This is a genomic window from Mucilaginibacter frigoritolerans, assembly GCF_007830615.1.
In the GTDB taxonomy this organism is placed as follows: Bacteria; Bacteroidota; Bacteroidia; order Sphingobacteriales; family Sphingobacteriaceae; genus Mucilaginibacter; species Mucilaginibacter frigoritolerans.
On the sequence record NZ_VLLI01000010.1, the window covers coordinates 128775 to 148959 of the forward strand.

Annotated in this window: 19 protein-coding genes; 3 read left to right on the forward strand and 16 right to left on the reverse strand. The window is 40.9% G+C overall.

Translation table 11 applies throughout. The annotated features are described in order from the left end of the window. Position 1: 1 nt before the first annotated feature. The 5 genes from JN11_RS16870 to JN11_RS16890 form a co-directional block, all read right to left on the reverse strand. Positions 2-2290, reverse strand: coding sequence for a Gldg family protein (locus tag JN11_RS16870; protein WP_144914441.1), 2289 nt, complete (start codon positions 2288-2290; stop codon positions 2-4). Then, positions 2287-3216 (reverse strand): ABC transporter ATP-binding protein, encoded by a 930-nt coding sequence (locus JN11_RS16875; protein WP_144914443.1) that lies wholly within the window; start codon positions 3214-3216, stop codon positions 2287-2289. Before JN11_RS16875 ends, JN11_RS16870 begins: the two co-directional genes overlap by 4 nt. A gap of 106 nt (positions 3217-3322) precedes the next feature. Further along, on the reverse strand, positions 3323-4732 hold the full coding sequence (locus JN11_RS16880) for a RagB/SusD family nutrient uptake outer membrane protein (protein WP_144914444.1): 1410 nt from the start codon (positions 4730-4732) through the stop codon (positions 3323-3325). 36 nt (positions 4733-4768) lie between these two features. Beyond that, on the reverse strand, positions 4769-8206 hold the full coding sequence (locus tag JN11_RS16885; protein WP_144914446.1) for a SusC/RagA family TonB-linked outer membrane protein: 3438 nt from the start codon (positions 8204-8206) through the stop codon (positions 4769-4771). Positions 8207-8365: 159 nt separating this feature from the next. After that, a complete protein-coding gene (locus JN11_RS16890; protein ID WP_144914447.1) occupies positions 8366-9499 on the reverse strand; it encodes a FecR family protein in 1134 nt (377 codons plus the stop codon). Between the two features lie 189 nt (positions 9500-9688). On the opposite strand from JN11_RS16890, the gene JN11_RS24485 reads away from it, so the two are divergent. Then, entirely contained in the window at positions 9689-9853 is a 165-nt protein-coding gene (locus JN11_RS24485; RefSeq protein WP_170227780.1) for a hypothetical protein, read from the forward strand. A 217-nt stretch (positions 9854-10070) separates the two neighbouring features. Here JN11_RS24485 and JN11_RS16895 read toward each other — a convergent pair whose 3' ends face one another. The 3 genes from JN11_RS16895 to JN11_RS16905 form a co-directional block, all read right to left on the reverse strand. Beyond that, positions 10071-10694, reverse strand: coding sequence for a GNAT family N-acetyltransferase (locus tag JN11_RS16895; RefSeq protein ID WP_144914449.1), 624 nt, complete (start codon positions 10692-10694; stop codon positions 10071-10073). A 253-nt stretch (positions 10695-10947) separates the two neighbouring features. Beyond that, positions 10948-11532, reverse strand: a complete 585-nt coding sequence (locus tag JN11_RS16900) for an RNA polymerase sigma factor (protein WP_144914451.1) — start codon at positions 11530-11532, stop codon at positions 10948-10950. A gap of 230 nt (positions 11533-11762) precedes the next feature. Continuing rightward, a complete protein-coding gene (locus tag JN11_RS16905) occupies positions 11763-12131 on the reverse strand; it encodes a winged helix-turn-helix transcriptional regulator (protein WP_144914452.1) in 369 nt (122 codons plus the stop codon). A 154-nt stretch (positions 12132-12285) separates the two neighbouring features. Between JN11_RS16905 and JN11_RS16910 the strand changes: the two genes are divergently transcribed. After that, the gene (locus JN11_RS16910) at positions 12286-12804 is read left to right on the forward strand and encodes a nuclear transport factor 2 family protein (protein ID WP_144914454.1); all 519 of its coding nucleotides are present in this window, start codon (positions 12286-12288) and stop codon (positions 12802-12804) included. A gap of 264 nt (positions 12805-13068) precedes the next feature. Here JN11_RS16910 and JN11_RS16915 read toward each other — a convergent pair whose 3' ends face one another. The 4 genes from JN11_RS16915 to JN11_RS16930 form a co-directional block, all read right to left on the reverse strand. After that, positions 13069-13608, reverse strand: a complete 540-nt coding sequence (locus JN11_RS16915) for an RNA polymerase sigma factor (RefSeq protein WP_144914456.1) — start codon at positions 13606-13608, stop codon at positions 13069-13071. 94 nt (positions 13609-13702) lie between these two features. After that, positions 13703-13954 (reverse strand): nucleotidyltransferase domain-containing protein, encoded by a 252-nt coding sequence (locus JN11_RS16920; RefSeq protein WP_394348830.1) that lies wholly within the window; start codon positions 13952-13954, stop codon positions 13703-13705. Between the two features lie 16 nt (positions 13955-13970). Continuing rightward, the gene (locus JN11_RS16925; RefSeq protein ID WP_144914459.1) at positions 13971-14450 is read right to left on the reverse strand and encodes an acyl-CoA thioesterase; all 480 of its coding nucleotides are present in this window, start codon (positions 14448-14450) and stop codon (positions 13971-13973) included. 46 nt (positions 14451-14496) lie between these two features. Beyond that, entirely contained in the window at positions 14497-15093 is a 597-nt protein-coding gene (locus tag JN11_RS16930; RefSeq protein WP_211360810.1) for a TetR/AcrR family transcriptional regulator, read from the reverse strand. A 438-nt stretch (positions 15094-15531) separates the two neighbouring features. On the opposite strand from JN11_RS16930, the gene JN11_RS16935 reads away from it, so the two are divergent. Continuing rightward, positions 15532-15792, forward strand: a complete 261-nt coding sequence (locus JN11_RS16935) for a hypothetical protein (protein ID WP_144914460.1) — start codon at positions 15532-15534, stop codon at positions 15790-15792. Positions 15793-15867: 75 nt separating this feature from the next. Here the strand turns inward: JN11_RS16935 and mobC are convergent, their stop codons facing one another. The 4 genes from mobC to JN11_RS24490 form a co-directional block, all read right to left on the reverse strand. Next, the gene (gene mobC, locus JN11_RS16940; RefSeq protein ID WP_144914462.1) at positions 15868-18042 is read right to left on the reverse strand and encodes a conjugal transfer protein MobC; all 2175 of its coding nucleotides are present in this window, start codon (positions 18040-18042) and stop codon (positions 15868-15870) included. 18 nt (positions 18043-18060) lie between these two features. After that, positions 18061-19344 (reverse strand): relaxase/mobilization nuclease domain-containing protein, encoded by a 1284-nt coding sequence (locus JN11_RS16945; protein WP_144914464.1) that lies wholly within the window; start codon positions 19342-19344, stop codon positions 18061-18063. After that, the gene (locus JN11_RS16950) at positions 19326-19736 is read right to left on the reverse strand and encodes a mobilization protein (protein ID WP_144914466.1); all 411 of its coding nucleotides are present in this window, start codon (positions 19734-19736) and stop codon (positions 19326-19328) included. The genes JN11_RS16945 and JN11_RS16950 overlap by 19 nt, the downstream gene beginning before the upstream one ends. A gap of 179 nt (positions 19737-19915) precedes the next feature. After that, entirely contained in the window at positions 19916-20080 is a 165-nt protein-coding gene (locus JN11_RS24490) for a hypothetical protein (RefSeq protein WP_170227781.1), read from the reverse strand. Between the last annotated feature and the right edge of the window lie 105 nt (positions 20081-20185).

Consider the following 20185-nt stretch of genomic DNA (forward strand, 5'->3'; position numbering starts at 1 on the left):
TTTACCTGCTCTTTCTCCTTAAGTAAATGATGAAGGCAATTAAAATCAGTATAAGCGGATATATCCATCGGAATATCACTGAATATATTCTCCACGATTTGTCACTAATATTTGTATCATTATCAATGCCTGGAGGACGATGATTGTCAATAGGCGAAACCCCATCAGAAAGCCATTCGAAAGCAGCCGGAATAAAGTTATAGTTACCCGAATTAGCCGTTTCGTGACTTTCAAATAACCGGCCATTACTTAGAAAGTCGGCATCACCTGTAACTATTATTTTCTGTTTTCTGCCATTAATATCTTTTGAAAGCGCTATGACGGTAGGATAGGTTTTTGCCTCTCTAATATCATTTGCAGGGAACACAATCGAAGCGCTCTTAAGATCGATTTTTTGAGTTTCCGTCCAACTTTTTGAGCCTGAATTAAATAACACTTGTGCCAGATATCCCTTATCACCTATCAGATTTAGCGCTGCAGCAGTAGGCATATATAAGCCCTCGTGCCTCTCTAAAATATCATTAAAATATTTAGAAAAATGTATGGCATCTGTCGATGGCTTCAGGCTCATCAAATCAGGCTGTAAATGCTGGGTAGTATCCAGTAAGGTGCCAGGAAGTATTTTTACGCCGAAATCACTTAAAATTGGATTTAAGTACTCCTGAGCACCGGGCTCGCCAAGAATCATCATATTCTTACCTGACATAAGGTATGAATGAAGATTCTTTATTTGGCTTGCTGACAGCGCTGTTTTTGGATCAGCTAAAATCAGTATGTTAATATCATCTGCAACCGGTTGATCCAGCGAAACCTCACGTACATCAAATCCCTGGTTAACTAAAGCGTATCTATAGTCTTTCTGTACTGTAAATCTTTTGTAACCGTCTTCATAATTGCTGTTTATCGACCGTTCATTGTGACCGCTTATCACCCCGACAATAGGTAATTTTTGATTTAGCCTTTTCAACGCAGCTGAAATTTCCGATTCCCATGGCACAACTATCGCGTCGTTAAAAGTTCTCAACCAGGCGGTTTTATTATTACTCCCTTCAATCAATGAAACCTGCTGAAATCCTTCGGAAGCCAGATCTACTTTGGGATCAATATCGGCATACGGGATAACATTAAAATCCATCCGCATGACCTGCATGGTGGAATCAAGCAATTCCTTTTCGGACAATTTACTGGGTTTTTGATAAAGTGAGCTTTCATTGGTTCTATGATAATAATATACATATTTCAATTTTAGCCTCGGTTTGAAACGTACATAAGCTTCATACCGTTTTTGATCATTTTTAAACTCTTCCGGTAAAAAATAAAAACTATTTCTTGCCAAAACGTTTACATATGTCGTTATGGTAACATCCTCCGGAAGTTTTGAGACAATATCCTGGCTGCCTTTGGTAAGTGTGTTAACCTTGTTCCGGGTTACGTCAATGTAATGTTTAAAATCGGGTTGGGCGCTTAAGTAGCCAATGGCAATTGTGATCAAAAATACTATCCCGTAACGAACAGAGCGCTGAACGAAAGTACTTGGCTGCCGGTTAAAGCTTAAGCGAAGTACCGTAAGAGATAAAAACAGTCCTGAAATCATCAGGAAATAAATAAAATCTTCGGACGTGATAAGGCCACGTATAAATACATCTGCCCTGGAATTGATTGAAAGCCAATAGGTTATATCCCTTACAAAAGGAATACTTTGGCCTATTCCGCCTATCATTGACAAAACGGCAAGTATCGCAAAGGTGCCCATTGCTGCTACGATTACATAAGAGGAAATGGAGGACATAAAAAGTCCTATCGCCTCGGAAACCGCTATTATTAAAAACAGGCCCAGCAAGCCGCAAAATACCAAAGGGACATCCACATTGTGAATGGTAAACAAAGAGAAGATATTAAACACCAATAATATCCCGATCAGCGCCAGGTCAAAGCAAAGCAGGGCGAGGTATTTACCGATAACTATTTGGACATTTGTTACTGGTGAAGAATACAAAAGCTTTACAGAGCCACTGCTGAATTCATGGCTCATTATTCCCATGGTTACCAAAGGAATATAGAGGTATAAATAACTTTCGGCAGCGGAGTAAAGACCTTCAGGGCTGGCATAAGCAATAATCGTTAAGTCAGTGGCCTCAGATTTGGCCCGCTTCCAATACATAAAAAGCTCAAAAATGTGCGAAAACGACAAGCTGCTTTGTATGCAAAAGACAATCAAAACCAACCAGGCAACCGGGGAATAAAAAAGTTTACGCAGTTCGTTCTTCGCTATATTTAATATGATTTTCATAGGTTATTTTTATTGGATAATTCGGTAAAGATGGCTTCCAGGGAATTTTTCTCCTGTATGATTTCTGTTAACCGCCAGCCTTTGGCAACACTCATTTCAACGATACGCTCGGTAGCTTCCTGAGCGGATTCAAATTTTACTTTGTAACGATAGTTTCCAAGTTCAGTGACTTCAACGACCCCAGCGATATTTTTAAGCTCATCAATTGACGGCGCGCCGATCATTGTAACAAGTAGGGATTCGGGAATGATGTAGTTATCAAAATCAACAATGCTTCCCGAAAACACGACATCACCATGATTGATCATCCAGATGTGATCACAAAGCGCCTGCACCTCCTGTAGAATATGCGTTGAAAGGACTACGGTGCGTTCTTCGGCAATCTCCCTGATAAGATTTCGCACCTCCAATATCTGATTAGGGTCGAGTCCGTTCGTCGGCTCATCAAGTACCACCAGGGCTGGCTTGTGTATAATAGCCTGGGCGATACCTACACGTTGCTGATAACCGCCAGATAGGTTTCCGATCAGGCGCCGCCGGAAGTGCCCGATACCCACTTTTTCCATTACTTCGGTTACTGCATCATCGATATCGTTGGAATCCATTAAACGGAGGTTGGCTGCATAGTTAAGATATTCTTCGACCGTTAATTCGCTTAGAACAGGGGGCTTTTGAGGTAGAAAGCCCAGGAAACGTTTTGCATTGATCGGGTCATTTAACATGCTGATTCCGCGTATGTAAACATCACCTCCGGTTTGTTTCAGAACACCGCACATGATATTCATGATGGTTGATTTTCCAGCACCATTGGCGCCTAATAAACCATAAATACCGTTTTTTTTGATATCCAGGTTGATATCTTTGATCGCCCATTGAACCGAATAACGGTGAGACAGGTTGACAACTTTAATTATTGAGTTTTCCATGATAATTTATAAATAGGTATCCTGTCCGGTATTTTGAACCAGGATCAGGATATACCTACAATTTAATTGGGGAGTAAATTCAGCGTTCAGACTAAGACCTTGCTACTCAATAACCCGGATTTTGCGTCCAACCTGGATTAAGTTTCAATTCCCCATAAGGTATTGGATAAAGTGCCGAATGTCCATCGGCAGGCCAGGTTGGTTTCTCGGCAGTCATAACACTGTTGAGCAGCCCTAACCGTTTCAAGTCAAACCACCGGTGTCCCCATTCGCAGAAAAATTCAGTCTGCCGCTCTTTTAATAGAGCGGACTTCAGCTGATCGGCGGTAGTGGCCGTAGTATTAGGCAGGCCTGCACGGGTGCGGATAGCATTAATATCCGCAGCTGCGCCAGCAAGATCACCTTCATTGATTTTTGCCTCCGCCCTGATAAGATATTGTTCGGCCAAACGGAATAAAACTTCACCTTCTGTGGTCCCATTGACTTGTAAGGATGTGTTGTTTTTGTATTTATACGGATAATAGTAGGTTGTACCATTTACTGTATTGCTGGCAGTCCAATTACTTTGACGCAAATCACCAGGTTCAAAGGCATTCAAAAGCTCCGGCATCAGCACATATTCCGGTGTAATTGCACTGGAATAAGGAACGAATGTATTACCTTCCGCGACTAAATAAGGATAGAAGCCCGTTGTCAAACCTTGCCATATCGCCTCCTGATTGCCTGCGATAAAAACATTATTTATGTTTTCCAATTGATACATACCCGATTGAATAATGGCGGAAGCGGCGCTGTCGGCCTTCGCCCATTGCTGGCGATAGAGGTAGACCCTGCTCAGCAGGGCCATAGCTGTATATTTATTGGGTCTCGCCTGGCCGCTGGAGGGGTAATTGACCGATAATTTTCCGGTAGCATCCGTCAGATCTTTTGTAATCTGCGCATAGACGTTATCACTTGAGCTTCGGGGTAACTTACTATTAGTAGTATAATCGCTGGTCAATGCTAAAGGTACCGCACCATAGAGATTGGTTAAATAAAAATAAGACAACGCACGAACTACCTCACATTCGCCTATAAGTTGATTGCGAAGGGTATTTGAGATGCCTTTGCTGGCCGTTAATCCTTCTATTGCAGCGTTAGCCTGATAGATAAGCGTACTGCCATAGAAACCGGACCAGATTACACCCGTACTTCCGCCTGACAGGGTTGCATTACCGGCTACCTGTTCATCATTATAAATCGGAGCATAATAGCTATCAGTTATCGTCATGTCATCTGCTGATACCGAAGGGTAGAGCGACATATATCCCGACAGTGGTCCATTTTGGCTGCCGAATGCATTAATGTATATGCCTACAACGCCGTTAACAGAACCGGCACTATCTGCAAAAACATTGCTTGTAACTAACTGCCCGGGTTCATTGGCCGGAACTACGAGCAGTTTTTTGCAGGACGTACCAAAAAATCCAAGAATGGTAACTGCAAAAATGTAGCTGATATAATATTTTTTTTTCATCTTAAGCTTATTTAAAGTGTATAGAGGCTTGATTTATTAAAGATTTGCATTAATTCCTGCGACAATAGTTCGTTGAGGCGGTAGACTGAATAATGACAAGGATTCCGGATCACCGAGCTGATAGCCTGTAATCAAAAACAGATTCTGTCCACTCACATAAAACGAACAACTTTTGAGGGCCATCTTCTTTGCCCAGGAATCCGGAAGCCGGTAAGAAAGAGATGCAGTCTTCAGCCGGATATAAGATGCATCACTATAGGCCCCTGTAGAAGATGAGAAAGCACTGGCGGCGTTATAAATATTAAATGCATTGCTACCATTAAAGCCGTCTGCAAATCTTTGTATGGTAGCCTGGTCGCCAGGTTGTTTCCACTCCTTGCCAAACAGAATTGCAGGTTCATTAACCAACGGTGAACCAGGGATGTCTGAAGCACCATTTGCATAAATATTGTATAGATAATTAGCGCCTTTTTGAACGCTGAAATTGAAAAACAAATAAAGGCTCCATCTTTTATAATTTAAGGTGTTTCCAAATCCGCCTTGTAATTTTGGATTGATGTCCACTAACTGCGTTTCATCTCCGCCAACGCTATTAAAACCACTATAAAGATTTGGACTACTGGTGATAGTTCCGTTTGCTGCTTTAAACTGAAAAAGACCGGTTTGCGGGTTTACCCCTTCGTAGGGAATCACCTGTATATCGCTAAGCGGCTTCCCTACAACGTATAAAGAGGCATAGGGTGTGTTCTGTATTCCCGGAAAGCTTTTCAGCACGTTGCTGTTGTGTGCCATGTTAAATGAACCTGTCCAGCTAAATGCGCCGAATTTTATATTCCCTGAACTAATTGCCAATTCCCATCCACGATTCTCTACCTGGTATGGGGCATTTTCAGTAATTCCGCTGAAGCCGGTTTGAATTGGTTCCAGGTAGGAAACTAACTGATTGGTTTCCAAATTTTGGTAAACATTGAAATTCACCAATAACTTGTTTTGAAAAAAGCCAAGGTCGATCTGTTCATTGAATTTTTTATTCAATGCCCACGCATAGACCGGGTTCAACGGCGTGATTGGGGTGTATCCAGTGAAACCCTGGTAAGGAAAACTGCCTGAAACTTGCCAGTTTGGCTGGTATTGATACGGTTGGACACCGTCAGAGCCGCTTGTTCCGTAATTGACAGCAAGCTTGGCAAAGCTTAAAAACGTCAAATTGTTCTTCACCCAGTTTTCTTCAGACAATATCCAGCCAACGCCGGCAGAACCGAAGCTACCATACCGCTTGTCCGGTCCGAAATTGCTTGATCCGTCATGGTTTCCGGTTAGATTAATGATGTATTTTCCATCCCAGTTATAATTTATCCGGGTAAAACCATCTACATACTTGTAATATGATGCGGTATTTGTAATTTGGTACGAACTTGCGCCACTGGTTGAGTTTAACAATTGGTCAGATGTATAACCAAACCCAAGTATGGTATATTGCGTACCATAATTTTTTTTATACGTGCCACCAATCAACACTGAAAGTTTTCCTTTCCCGATTTGCTTATAGTAGTTTAATTGAGGAATGATATTGATGACATCAGTATTACCGAACGAAAATGTTGATGAACCCGTTGGACCATATTGAGGGTTTTGTGAGGCAATTGGTTGCTCGCTGGTAAAATCTTGAGTCGCTCTCCCGTAACCTGCGTTCAATGACACACTAAGGTTTGACAGGAAATTATAACTTGCCAGGATATGTGTATTGAGATTGTACGTCCCGTTGCTTCCGGCCGTCTTTAAATAAGCGAGAGGATTGCCCTGTAAATTATTGTATGAATAACCTTTATAACTCCAGACAGGATTTCCATTTGCGTCCAAAAGGTTGGGGAAATTGGGTGGCAAAGTAAAGCCGGCAAGGGCCGCAGGTTCTCCTGAATTGTCATTTGAATCATAAGAATAGTCAGTTCCGAAATCCAGCTTAAATTTTTTATTTTCAGAGGTATGCGTGAATGAGCTATGAAATGTATAACGGTTGTCAGACATGTCACCAGGAAAGTCATATGTGCTCCTGGTATAACCGCCGCTTATTAAATAATTGTTGTACTCGTTACCTCCCGACTGACTAAGATGTAAATCCGTATATTTTGCCGTTCCCCCAAAGAAGTCCTTAACCCAATTGGTGTTTTTATTTTGGTCAAATAATAAGAGGTCCGGGTCAAGGGACGTACTTGGTGTCAACTGATCATTGGTTAGCGCTTCATTACGCATTTGGAGGTACTGCTGAATATTCATCATCGGAGTTGTCCTGGTCGCCTCTGTGATACCTTGATTATAAGCAACTGACAAAGCATCCGCGCCTGCCTTTGCCCTTTTAGTAGTAATAATCACTACACCGTTGCTTCCCTGCGATCCGTAAATAGATGTCGCATCAGCGTCTTTAAGAACGGAGATGCTTTCGATATCATGCGGATTAATGCCATTTAATGAACTCAGACCGACCTGTTGTGCTAAAGGGCCAGTAAATTGGGCATTGGCAAAACTGCCGCCGATCAGCGCCTGATTTTGTAGCGGCATGGGCACCCCGTCTACTATGAACAATGGTTGATCATAAGTACTTAACACGGTTTGTGGGTCCGTAGCGCTAGCAAGACTATTTTGTCCTCTGATTTGTACAAGCGTTCGGGACCCCGGTGCACCACCTGTAGGCGTGATATTGAGGCCAGGCACCTGACCTTCCAAGGCATCTACGACGTTGATAACGGGTTGTTTTTCAATTTGGGCGGCCGTCACCGTAGAAATTGATCCTATATTATCTCTGCGTGTGGTTGTGCCATAGGCTTGCACTACTACAGCGTCGAGCACGCTATGACTGTGATGAAGGGTAATCGTAACACTGGGAGCGCCCGCATAAATCAGCAACTCCTTACGATAGCCAACGTAGCTTACGATAATCGAATCGCCCTTAGTGAGATCCGGAAATTCAAAATCACCTTTAGCGTTCGTGGTCGTGTGGTAGGTCACTGAACCTAAAGCTTCCACATTTGCACCTTGTATTGGCGCGCCGGTCGTATCGTAGACCCTGCCCGTTACATGATCACGCTGCCTGTTTACAGGGTATTTTTGGTTGTCCGTTGCTGATTTCAGTTTAAGGACTATAGTTTTGTTGACGATTGCATAACTGAAAGGTTCGTTTTCGAAGCAAGCTCGAAGCACATCGTCCAACAGCATATCTTTCGCATTCAGCGTTACAGGCCGCGCTTGCTTCAGCCAGTCGTGGTTATAAAAAAAAGAATAACCGGTTTGGGATTTAACGAGGCTGACAAATTTATCAAATGGCATATTGTGCGCTGATATGTTGACTTTTTGAGCGAATGCTGTAAAGCCAACCTGAAGGAAGAACAGCAGCACTATCCATTTTTTTAAGCCTTTTTTCAGGCCTCTACAGTCGCTGTCTGTCTTTTTACTTTCTTTGGGTAAATCATTTAAATACATACTTTTGTTACGATTTGGTTTGAAACAAATGAGAAATTGGATTTAGCCTAATCATTGCTCCGGTTCCGATTGCACTCGGTTCCGGATTTTTTATTTAATTAGGGATTAGTTTAGTTAATTGGGGGCGTTCTTGGTATTTATTTAATCATAAGCATTGATTTATTGGTAAACAATTATTTTCTTGCCGTCAACGGAGAACTTCACACCGCTGTAAGTAAGGATTTTTAAAACATCTGATAATTTCGAATATCTCGGCATATCGCCACCCAGCTCATAAGTTTTGCCGGTGTTTACGTAAACGACATCCATATCATACCATCGACTGATCTGATCCATCACCGTCTTGAGTGAAGTCTCACTATTGAACACGAACATGTCATTTTTCCACGCAAGAACTTCCTGCATATCTGCATGGTTAAGTATCTTAATGACACCGTTATCCTGTTCAAATGATTGCTGGCCAGGCGTAAGGACAAAATCATTGACCTTGATGCTGCCTTCAATCAGCGTGGTTCGTGGGTGGAGATCAAAGGCGCTTATATTAAAGCGGGTGCCAATATCTTCAATTGTTTCATTTCCTACCCTAACAGAAAATGGCTGATGCGCGTTGTGTGTAACTTCAAAATAAACCTGGCCTGTAATAAATACCTGGCGCTTAGACGAGGTAAAATTAACCGGAAAGCGAATCGAGGATTCAGCATCCAGGATTGCAAGTGTACCGTCCGAAAGTGTAAGCTCATGCTTACCCCCGCCTCTTGGCACGGTAAGCGTATTATAAACGATCTCAGAATTACTGGCCGCATTATCTTTTAAATAAATTAAATCACCCACTTTGGATTTACGCACATTCTTTCCTGCGACTTTAGCAATATTTCCTGGGTTCAGGGCTGTCAAGGTTACTTTTTTACCGTTCCCAAGTGTAAGAACCGCCATATTACCCGCAACGGCGTCGTTTTTAAATATTCCGGGTTTGATTGCACTAATTTGATTTTTACCTGGTTTGTGCAAGAGAAAATACCCCCCAATAGAAAGAAATAATAGGATTGAAGCTGCGGCGGCTATCCGGGGCCAAAGCCTTATTATAGGTTTTTGGGTTTGACAGGGAAATCCTGTGTTTTTTGCAATCGAAGCAGCAATCCGCTCATGTGCCTGTAATAAGGTATTTTGGGTTATATCTTCTCCAGGTAGCTTCGATTCAGACAAATACCAACTTTCCAAAAGAACTATTTCCTCTTTTGAGCAAGTACCTAATCTGTATTTTTCTAATAATGTCTTTAATATTAATTCATCCATAGCCAAAGCTGTTTTCTGTCATTTTATTGTAATGACAGTTTACTCAAGCCTAAGTATGAGATGAAATGAAAATAAATTTTAAAGAGTGTGTAAATAACATCTTTCGAAGTCGCTTTTTTACATTGTTTAATGTCGCCCTAATGCTGGTTATATAGATTATCATTAATTTCGTACGGTTAATTACAAAGTATGTCCAATCATAAATTTTCTGAAGAACAATTAGCGGCTATAAATCAGTTATCAGAAGCATTACAGAAATGCCAGGAATTAGATATTCATATTTCGGGTATTGCAGAATTTGATGTTAAAACATTTGAAGATGCTGACGGAAATGATTATGCAGCCATTTCTTAATAAGTATAAAACGACATCATAAGTTATAATTAAGCGACAGCTAAAGATGTTATTTACAACGTGGGTTATTAATAGAGCGAACCTATAAATGGTGAAGCAAAACACCTGTAGAAACGCCGAGTTTTAGTTTTGCAAAGGAACAGGGCAACCCGGTCAATAATATTTATTAAATGCTAATATTTATAACGCCTTTCGGGAAACCGGGAGGCGTTTTTTGCTATAGCCGGTTATTCCCTGTTATATTAATAATGGGCTCCCTCACAAGTACCCAGTAAGTTGCCCCGGTAACCGGCTCTGCTACCCCAAGCGCTATTTCGTAGCCCAATCGCTTATAAAAACTAATATTTTTCGGGTTAAAGGTTTCGAGATAGGTAGCAACCGCCAGTCCGTCGGTTTCCTTTAAAACCGGAGTGATAAGTCCTGCGCCTAAGCCTTGCCCCTGTAATGCGGGATTCACGCCGACAAGCGATAAATACCAGGTATCGTCTGTAATAACGCCATGAAGCTGGTTATGCATAAAGTTGGTTATAGTCAACCATACGGCTAATGCATCGGGGCCTAAATAATACTTTATAAATGCCTGTTTCCCTGTACTCTTTTCTGATTCAAGAAGAGTGCCGGGCGGTTTGGCCCAAATGGATGCCCCATATCGCTCGTCGGGTATAAACAACCGGCCATAGGTTTCGGCCTCAGTCATTGAATAATCCATATAGCTCGTTAATGCCAGCTGTTTGTCTGCCGCACTGCCGGGGACTTGCTGCGTTATGGTGATGATAAACGGATCGAAAATTAAGGCATCGTGTAATGCTTCGGCGACTTCTTTATACTTAAAGGTGTACATCAGTATGTTTTGGGTTATTAACTATTATTAATGATAATAAATGGTTGTTTGATATTAGAGTCAGCGTAGAAATGTCGCTAAGGCCTAAAAACAAATAAGTTTTTCGTATCGTGATTTATGATTTTTCTTTAATACTAATTCATCCATAGCCAAGCTGATTTCTGTCATTTTATTAAAATGACAGTTTACTCAAGCCTAAGTATGAGATGAATTGAAAATAAATTTTAAAGAGTGGGTTATTAAAAGAGAGAGCCTACAAATGATGAAGCAAAAATAGAATAGCACCTGCCGAAACGCCAAGTTTCAGTTTTAAAATTCTTAATGCATTACTTACCTGGCTCTTTACTGTATGCTCAGATATTTCTAATTCTTCAGCAATTTCCTTATAGGATAAATATTGTTTCCGGCTAAGTTCAAATATTTGCCTCATTTTAGAAGGCAATGCCTGAATTTCCTTTTCAATCAGTTCAGCCAATTCCTTTTCCCTGTAAAGTTCCTCGGTAACAAATTCCCCTTCCTTAATGAATTGTTGTAATGACTTCAGATAATCGGAAATTACCTTTTTATGTTCAATTTGATTAAATATCCGATAGCGTATCGCACTGTATAGATAAGAGGAAAGCGACGATTTTAAAACTATATCTTCTTTCTTTAGCCATAACGATGAAAATATTTCCTGAACGACATCTTCTGCCTCCGCTTCATTTCTTAGTATTTTCCGTGCATGAAGGTAAAGTACCGTCCAATAACGTTCATAAATTTCAATGAACGCGGCATGCTCCCCGGACTTTAACAAGTCGATCAATTCATGATCAGGAAGGGTTCTGAGCGTTCCCACTTTTTTTTTAAGCAACGAATTTACAATAAAATAACGAAAAAATAACAAAAATCAGCTAATCAAGTATTTAACGAGTATAATGGAATATGTCCATATATGAACGTTTTAGAGTTGCTCACTCGTATAATTTAGCTAAAAATAGCTGAAAACTTTATCAAGTTCTGACTCGTCACAATAAGAACTATTTTATATTACAAGTAGTTATATACACAGAATCCGCGCCGGCTTTGTTAAACGGCGCGGCTTTCGCTCCTTGATTTGATCATAGTTTCCAGGGGGATGCGGTTATGTTCCCCCCATTGGTTCATCATTTTGATGATAGGTAACACGGTTTCCCCAAGTTCGGTGAGGGTGTACTCTACTTTCGGAGGAAGCTGGTGGTATATCTTTTTGTTCAGGATATGGAACTCTTCCAGTTCTTTAAGCTGTTGACTTAAAACCCGTTTAGTAGAGCCAGGTATAGCGCGCTGTAAATCGCTGGGCCGCAGGATACCTTCCGAAATGGCATATATCAGGCTTGTCTTCCATTTGCCGCCCAGCACTTCTTTGGTCATGGTGAGACCGCATTCAAGCAGCAGGGGGATTTTTTTTTCGTACATCTTCAAATTGCTTTTATGCAAAGATAGTTATAGGTACAAAAATGTACCATAGGGGATAAAATTATCCATAGGTGAATCTTTTGACCCTTATTGCGTGCCGGAAAAGATGTACTGAAATTTGCAATAGATCTTAAAAAATCAATTTTTTAAAACCATGGAACAGAATTCAGCGAATAAAGTGCAAAGTAAAGCAAGTGAGGAACGCCAGGTACAACATGTACTGGCCAGATATGTCAGGGCAGCAGACCAACTAAATGGCAAGGCAGTGAGTGACTTGTTTGTGCCGGATGGTAAGGTGGAAGTGTACTATGTTAATAGAGGAAACCGCGAGTTACTTTTTGTATTGTCAGGACAGGCGGAAATAGAAAATGCCATGTCCAACCTCATGAAACCGCATCCTGACAGAGGATGGAGTCATCACACAACGCATGATCATATTATTGAAGTAAATGGAGATCATGCTACAATAGATGCACAATTTATCAGGTTTGATGCTGTAGGTGAAATCCGCCCGGACAATGGATGGCCTGAAGGAACATTAGGAATAATGGGCAAGGTAACACCTACAGAATCGGGTTACTATCAGCCTACCTTGCAAAAGATAAGCGGGGAATGGAAAATAGTTACTCACGTTATTCTTCACGATCTGCCTTTTGCAATTCCGGGAAGGTAAGATTCCGGATAAAAAGGACGCCCTGGAAAGTTCCCGGGCGTCCTTTTTATCAAAATAAGGCAGCCCGGCGAAAGCGGCTGCCTGACTTACGGTAAACAAATTTCTCGCGAAATCCGTTTACCGCAATACATGCGGGTTGATACACCTGAGTGGGAAAGGTATCGCCTGGCCATGAAATCCGTATATACGTTTAATAAAAATATTACCACCCGCAACGGGCATTTGCAGTGTCGAAAGGCTGGTCACGTACCCAATTTATAATTGCTATTTTTCATAATTCAACATTTTCGTTAAAGTTTCCCTGGCGTTCATTAAATTGAACTTACACGTTCCCTCACTTTTCCCAAGTAGTTCATCGGTTTCCCGATCAGAGTAACCATCTATCGCATATAGATTATAAACGAGGCGCTGCACGTCGGGTAGTTGCTGGATATTGGCAAGAAGTTGGCAGTATCCTAAACTATGATCTTCCAATGGCTGGTTATAAGCAAGATTTACATTTTCAATACCATCCGTAATCAGCTCTGTTAATTCAACACGGTAATAACCAATCGAAGTATGGATCATGATCTGTCTGATCAAGGCCTTAACCGGTTTTTGGACGTCATACTTTTGAAGACTAAAGAAAATATTCAAAAACCCTTTATTCATGATTTCAGCTGCTTCATGGCGGTTACGGGCATAACGGAGACAAATTCCCATTGCAAATCCATAAAAGGATTTATAGAGCAATTTTTGACATTTCCTATCCTGTTTTGTGCAACCTGCAATCAAGTTGTCCAAATCTTTAATTTTATTTTCCATTAGCCGCTGGTTGTTTTTTATAGAATTGCTTTATTCTAAAGGCTTTATGATAAGACCCTGATAAAACAAAAGCGATTTTAAGTAGTTTAAAATATCAAGTTTCAGAACTATTGCCTTCATTGGCGACACCAAATATATTGTTGCCGTTTTCATCCAGCTCATAAGTATGCACATCAACCAGCAAGCCATTGATGTCTTTAAGCACGTAATTGTATTCCCATGAATACAACAAATCAAGCCCCTCAAAACCTTTTTCTTTGAGAACCTGCCTTAGTTCCTTATCGAATTTATGCGGCAGCGCAATATCCAGGTCCAAGTGTTCACGGGTTTGAGTGCCGACAAGCACATCAACGCACCATCAGTTACTCCTTCCGCTGCCTGACCAAATAATTACGCCGGTCCTCAAATATTGTTTGTTCGACAGGCAACAAAATATCGGTAAAAAGCTTGCTAAACTCTTCGCCATGTTTGGCCGGTTTTTGGGTTTTAAGATCGAAGTGAAAATAATTTGTCCATAAAACAGCTTTTAAATGGGTTTGCTTTTCATCCCACATTCGCATTTCGACCAGCAGGCTCCGGGACGTGGCCGCGATTAATTGCGAATCAATCTGTATGGTTTCCATTATGAAGGCCGGTTTTATGTATTGTAACTGGTTTGAAGTCACCACCCAACTTAGCCCCTGGTTAATTGCAATATCAAAAATATCAAAGTTATAGTTTTCTATTAGCTGATCTTCGCGAGCATTAAGAAAATAATCAATATAACTGGAATTGTTTAAATGGTTGAAGGGGTCGCAATCCTGAAACCGAACCTTTCGCGTTGTGGTTAATATTTTTTTCATAAGTTTTAATTTACATACCGTTCGGTATGTTGCAATGTAAAAAATTTTATTTAGTTAATTTCTCGTCAATCAACAAGTCAATCATGTCCATCATGTTGTCTATATATGTCCTGTCCAGATGGGTGAATGCCAAAAATATACTTCCTTCAATCATGGCGTAAATGTTTTTGCCATAAACGGCAGCATTTACATCCGCGCGGATCTCGTCATCATCGATCCCGTTTTGGATAATGCGTATTAAATCATTTTCAAGCCGTTTGGAAATTATTTTAACGGCATTAAACAGGGTTTCATTTGTATTGTTGGCATCCGTGCAAACATTTAAAATAGGGCAACCGCCAATACCGGCTATTACATCATAATAAGTTCGGTGATAAATGGTTAAAGCCTTTAATTTTTCAATAGCGTTATCATGCTGCGCAAGATGAAGCCCGATGGGGGCAATCACTTTTTTGACGTTTAGCTTAAAAGCTTTAACAGCAAGCGCCTCCTTGTTTTTAAAATTGAAATAAATTGCGCCTTTGGTTAAACCGGTGGCCTTTGTTAAATCGGATAAACTGGTGCCTGCATAACCCTGCCTATTAAATATAGGGGCTACTTTTTGCAATATAAAATCGCTGGTACTCAAGCTATCAGTATCCATTTGTTATAATTTCTTTAGCAAATATAATTCAAAAACCAATTGGTATGATGGGGGGTTGAAAAAATGTTTAAATTTCCGGCAGGGCATGCAAGAGATAAATGTTTCGCTTAAGTTGCTGGCAGAGCCCGGTCAAGCGTCGCTTGACCGGGCTGAAAACCCTTAAATTTCAAGAATTTTTATTGAACAGACAATGTGGATATTACGGCAGGCTTCACCAGGCAACTCCGTGCGCTTTAGAGTACCGAGTTGTGTTGATAAGAAGGAAAATCGCAATTAACACTCAAGAAGTTGATGTGGTCAAAGTGTTCCGGAAATGCCTGTTTGTAGTTTTTCGGAATCTGGTGATCAACGGCTCCGGAATGTCCAAACTAATAGCAGGAAGCAATAACATACTCCATACTCTTTTTAGCATACTAAAACAATGTACATTTACTCCGAATGGAAATATCACAGGAAAAGGCAATCAAAATTCTCCATGAAAATTGTTCGCTTGATTGGGAACTAAGCTTATATAGGGATCATATCATTGTTGCTCTCCCGGTTGCCGAAGGAGATTTCAGGACAACTTATTTGAACGTCAAAAAGCAAATAACAAAATGTATCGATGAGCATTTCCCGGATAGAAACGAAGAATTATTGTTTGAGATCAGGAACGGTTCCTGGAACTGCGGCTTCAAAATTAAGCAGGCTATAGGCTAAGCACCTGCAATAAACTGTTATGTTATGCTATAGGGTCTGGAATTAAGTCGGTCATTAATTCTGTTCCTCAACTAATTACATTGACAATGCCTGCTCCGTATCGTCATTCTTTACAGGTGATATGGCTTTACCATTTCGACCTGTGGATTGATCATCAGAGCCTTGCTTTATTTTTCGAATGTTTTCCCTTTCTCTTTGTCGGTTCCTCTTGCTCATTTGCCGATGTTGTTTTTTGTTGAGTTGTTTTTCATTTGGGTTTGAAATATTAACCGCCAAACCTGCTTCCTGCGCTGATGCATCATCCACCTTATCTAAGTCCGCAAGTTCACTTTTAAATAGTCCCGCGATTTCATCCTTTATTTGGGCATAGGTTTCTATAACGGTTTCCTCACTTACATAGCTAACTATGGGGATGGATTTAAAATCTGCTTCCTCCTTAGCGAGAACTTCATGATTATTCTGAATGGCACTATGAAACATTTTAAGCGCAATCTTTTGTTCGGGGTTGTCAGCTACCATACCCACAAACTCACCCGATGATAGCGCCGCAATCTTGGACGCTGGTATTGCATAGTCTAATTGCGTGGCTTTAGAGAATGAAGTATCTCCGCTATTTATGGTCAGGCTGTTTTTATCCTGTACGATCTTACCAAAATTATCCGCTAAAGTCTTGGCGGTATCGCCGGTTACCTGGCCGCTGATTACGTTGCCGACAATACCGGTAATGACGTCGGCCTGCTCCGCACCATAATCTTTTTTTAACTGACTGAAATCCTGGACCGCTAAAGTGGTAGCAACTTTATTGGAACGCGCGGTAGCGATCAGACTATCCATGTTATTAAAAAAGATAGTCGGAAACTCATCAAAGATCAGGCTACTTTTTAGCTGGCCCTTACGGTTAACCAACTTAATCATTCGAGATATATATAAAGACAATACCGCACCATAGATTTGCAGCTTCTGCGGGTTGTTGCCTAAACAAATGATTTTCGGCTCGTTGGGATTGTTTACATCTAAGGAAAAATCATTGCCGGACAGTACATAATATAACTGTGGCGACGCAAGTCTTGCCAGCCCAATTTTGGCGCTTGCAACCTGTCCCTCTAATTGTGCTTTAGCATTATTATTATAAGCGGATATAAAAGGATTAATTAAGGCGGTTATTTCCGGCTGTTTTAACAACACTGAAAATAAGCGGTCATAATCAGCTTGCATCAATTCAATTACATGCGGCAGGGTACAATATTTACCGTCCTGATACTTACGCAGGTACCAGATGATAGCAGTTAAAAAGTTAATCGGGCTTTCGACAAAGAAATCACCTTGCTTTTTTATCCATTCCCTATTTAAACCTAACATGATTGTCCGGCTTGCTTCGGTCGCATCTGTTATATCATTCATACTGCCTGGGTCAAGTGGGTTACATCGGTGGGTATGGTTTAGATCGTCAAAATTGATAACATAAAAAGCCGGCTTGGTTTTGTAATTACCTTTGTACTGTAATAGTTTGTTGTAAGCTATTTTGGAAAGGTCATCGTATTTAAAATCATATAAAAACATTGAGAAACCTTTTTTAATATGCTGATCTATAATATGCCTGATAACGAAATAAGATTTACCTGCGCCGGGTGTACCTGCCACTAACAGGCCACGAAAGGGATTGATGAAGTTTATCCAGCTATCCCTCGTTTTGCCTCTAAGGTTATATTTGGCAGGCAGGTTAATTGAATACTCGTTTTCCAACTTCCTTTCTTCCTGCGGAAAGGTTTCATTCTCGCTGTTGAAAATATCCTTGTTTAGCTTTTCTTTCAGTATCCGCGATAACCAGGCGCCACCTGTAAGCATTAGTAAATATCCAATACCTGTCAACGTCATATAGGCAATAGCGATTAGCGCCAAATCTGTATGCAGGTAAAAGCATAGGATGCTTATCCAGTAAATAAGCAGGCCAGTAAGGAGATAGGCTGTAATGCTTTTATAATTGATCTTTTCATCTTTTTTGCCTTTGACACCAACCAAAGAAATAAACAGGCAAAGCAATGCTGCCAGTTTAGGTTTCCACCAGTTATTGAATAAACCTGTTTTGGCAATATTGGCGATAATTCGGTCAGTGATATTTGCTGTCCAGTGCCACTGTGTAAATGCCTGGTAGCAACAGATGTAAAAATGTATGGCCAATATAAAAATGCTGATAAGTCTTGTAAAGTCGATGATCTTCCTTAGCCCTTGTGTATCTTCTCCGGTGTGCATTGCAATCCCTCCTGATATTTATAAATCCAGTCCCTGGTCTTGTTCCTTTTCTTTTGATCTTCTTTTTTTCTTTTTTCGCGGCCCGCTTGGCGCAGCTTCCGGCTGATATTTAGCCAGGGCCAGCGATAAATAATTAGTTTGTTGTGGTGGTTTGAGATAGGTTTTTGGCTGTTGCGTTGTATTTGGCGCGTTACGCTTCAGTATTGGTTTATGTTCTTTTTTTAACTCGGGTTTTACTTGTTTATCTTTGGTGCTGAACCTATCCAAAATGGCTTTGGCACTATAAACCTTGCCTAAATCACTACCGTTGAATACCGTTTTATTGTGATTGTCGATATAAGTGATACCATAGGTGTAACCCTGCTCATTCACGCGGAAAACAACATTGACGTGCTGCTTTTGCAGTTCGGCGATGAAAGTGTTTTTAGTAATCGCATCGTATTGCTTAAATACCCTTTCAATGGCTTCTTTCAGCGGGTCTTTATATTGCTTGCGCCTTTCAATATTCTTATCAAACTCTTTTTGCAAATTGGCCAAAGTTGGTTTGTTATAGATGGCACTTGCCTTTATGGGTATGCCAACCTCTTCGCCTTTGTCATTAATAAGACTATAAATTAACCCGCCTTTTTCACGCATCATTGTATTTTCGCCGCCCCGGTCGGCTATGACGTTAAACTGTTTGAGTATAGCGTTAAATTCAGCCAGTGAGGTAAATTTGTAGCTGCCGATTACAGCATTTACAATATTGGTGATAGTCCTTTTAGTAGGTGTTTTGCCGTAGATGGCTTTCTCCAAATTGGCGGGTTTGATATTTAAGGTGTTGCTGTTTTTCCTGCCTTTGGCCTGTACCAAAGCATATTCCTTTTCCAGTGCTATTCGGGCCGGTTCGGATAATTTCCAACCAATACCGTGCGTATCAATCCGATTGCCATCCGGTTTGATATTGATAGTCGCAATGTGGACGTGTGTATGCGCGGCATCATTATGTTTATATACTAAGTAGGGCTGGTCGCCAAAGCCAATCTTTTCCATATAAGATAAAGTGATCTGCTGTAAAACTTCATTGCTCAACTTATCCTGTTCATCAAAATTGAGCGTGATGTGTACCGCGTTTGTTTTAACCCTGGTGTTCAGCATGGTTAAATGCTCAAAACGTTGCAGTTTTTGCTCCAGGTTAAACTTGTCAATATCACCTGCAAAGCCGCTGGCCAGCAATAGCCTGGCTTCACCGGCTGCTACCTTGTTTTCATTGTAATGCAACATACCCCTAATATTTTTCCCGTTCACGAAACGTGTAACCATTTTTCAGCTAAGCGGTTAATTATGCCTAATAACTCTTCGACCTTACCGCCGACCTTTTTATATAGCTCTGCCGTTTTGAGCGTAAAAAATGCACGCTGTGCTTCCGACTTACTCATGTGAAAGAATTTAGTCTGCTGATTGATATTGATGCCGATGGCTTTCAATTCTTTCCTTATCAAAGCCATTTCCTCCATAGGGGCATTTAATGATACATCCTTATAAAAACAGTTGATTTGTTCGCCGGATAATATCATTCGTGCCACTTCGCCTACGCTTTGGCAGCCGCTTTCCTGCTGTATCTTTTCCAATTTTTTAAAGACTTTTTCGGTAACCCGCACAATAATGGGCTGGCTTAATATGTCTTCGGGGTTTTCGAGTTTTTTACGTGGCATAACGTACATTTAAGGGTGTTCCAGACTTCGCGAGTTCCGAGCGAAGTCCCGACCGTAAGGGCGGCAAGATGATTTTCGTATACGAAAATCCATCTTGCTGCATTCTGTCGAATGCAGAACTGGCCTTGCGAAACTGCTTCGCAGTTTGATTAATGGTTTCTAATTGAGTTTGTGGGTGGTCAACTTTGGCCGGAATGTTGGTGGCCCGGTTCCGGTTGGTTCAGCGGAATAAATGACCTGAGTAGCTGGCGTATCTTTTGCCGCGGCTCTTGCCGGATGCGTTTGATCTTGGGGTAGTATTGGCCGTTGAATTTGCGGCCTTTGAGGTTGCTGTTGGTTTCCATGCTATCAATTTTGATAGGCAAATTTGAATAGCATGGATTTTGAGATTTGGGTAATGTTCGGTAGTACTGCGAAATATAAGCGAGAATGATAATTACGTTACTTCC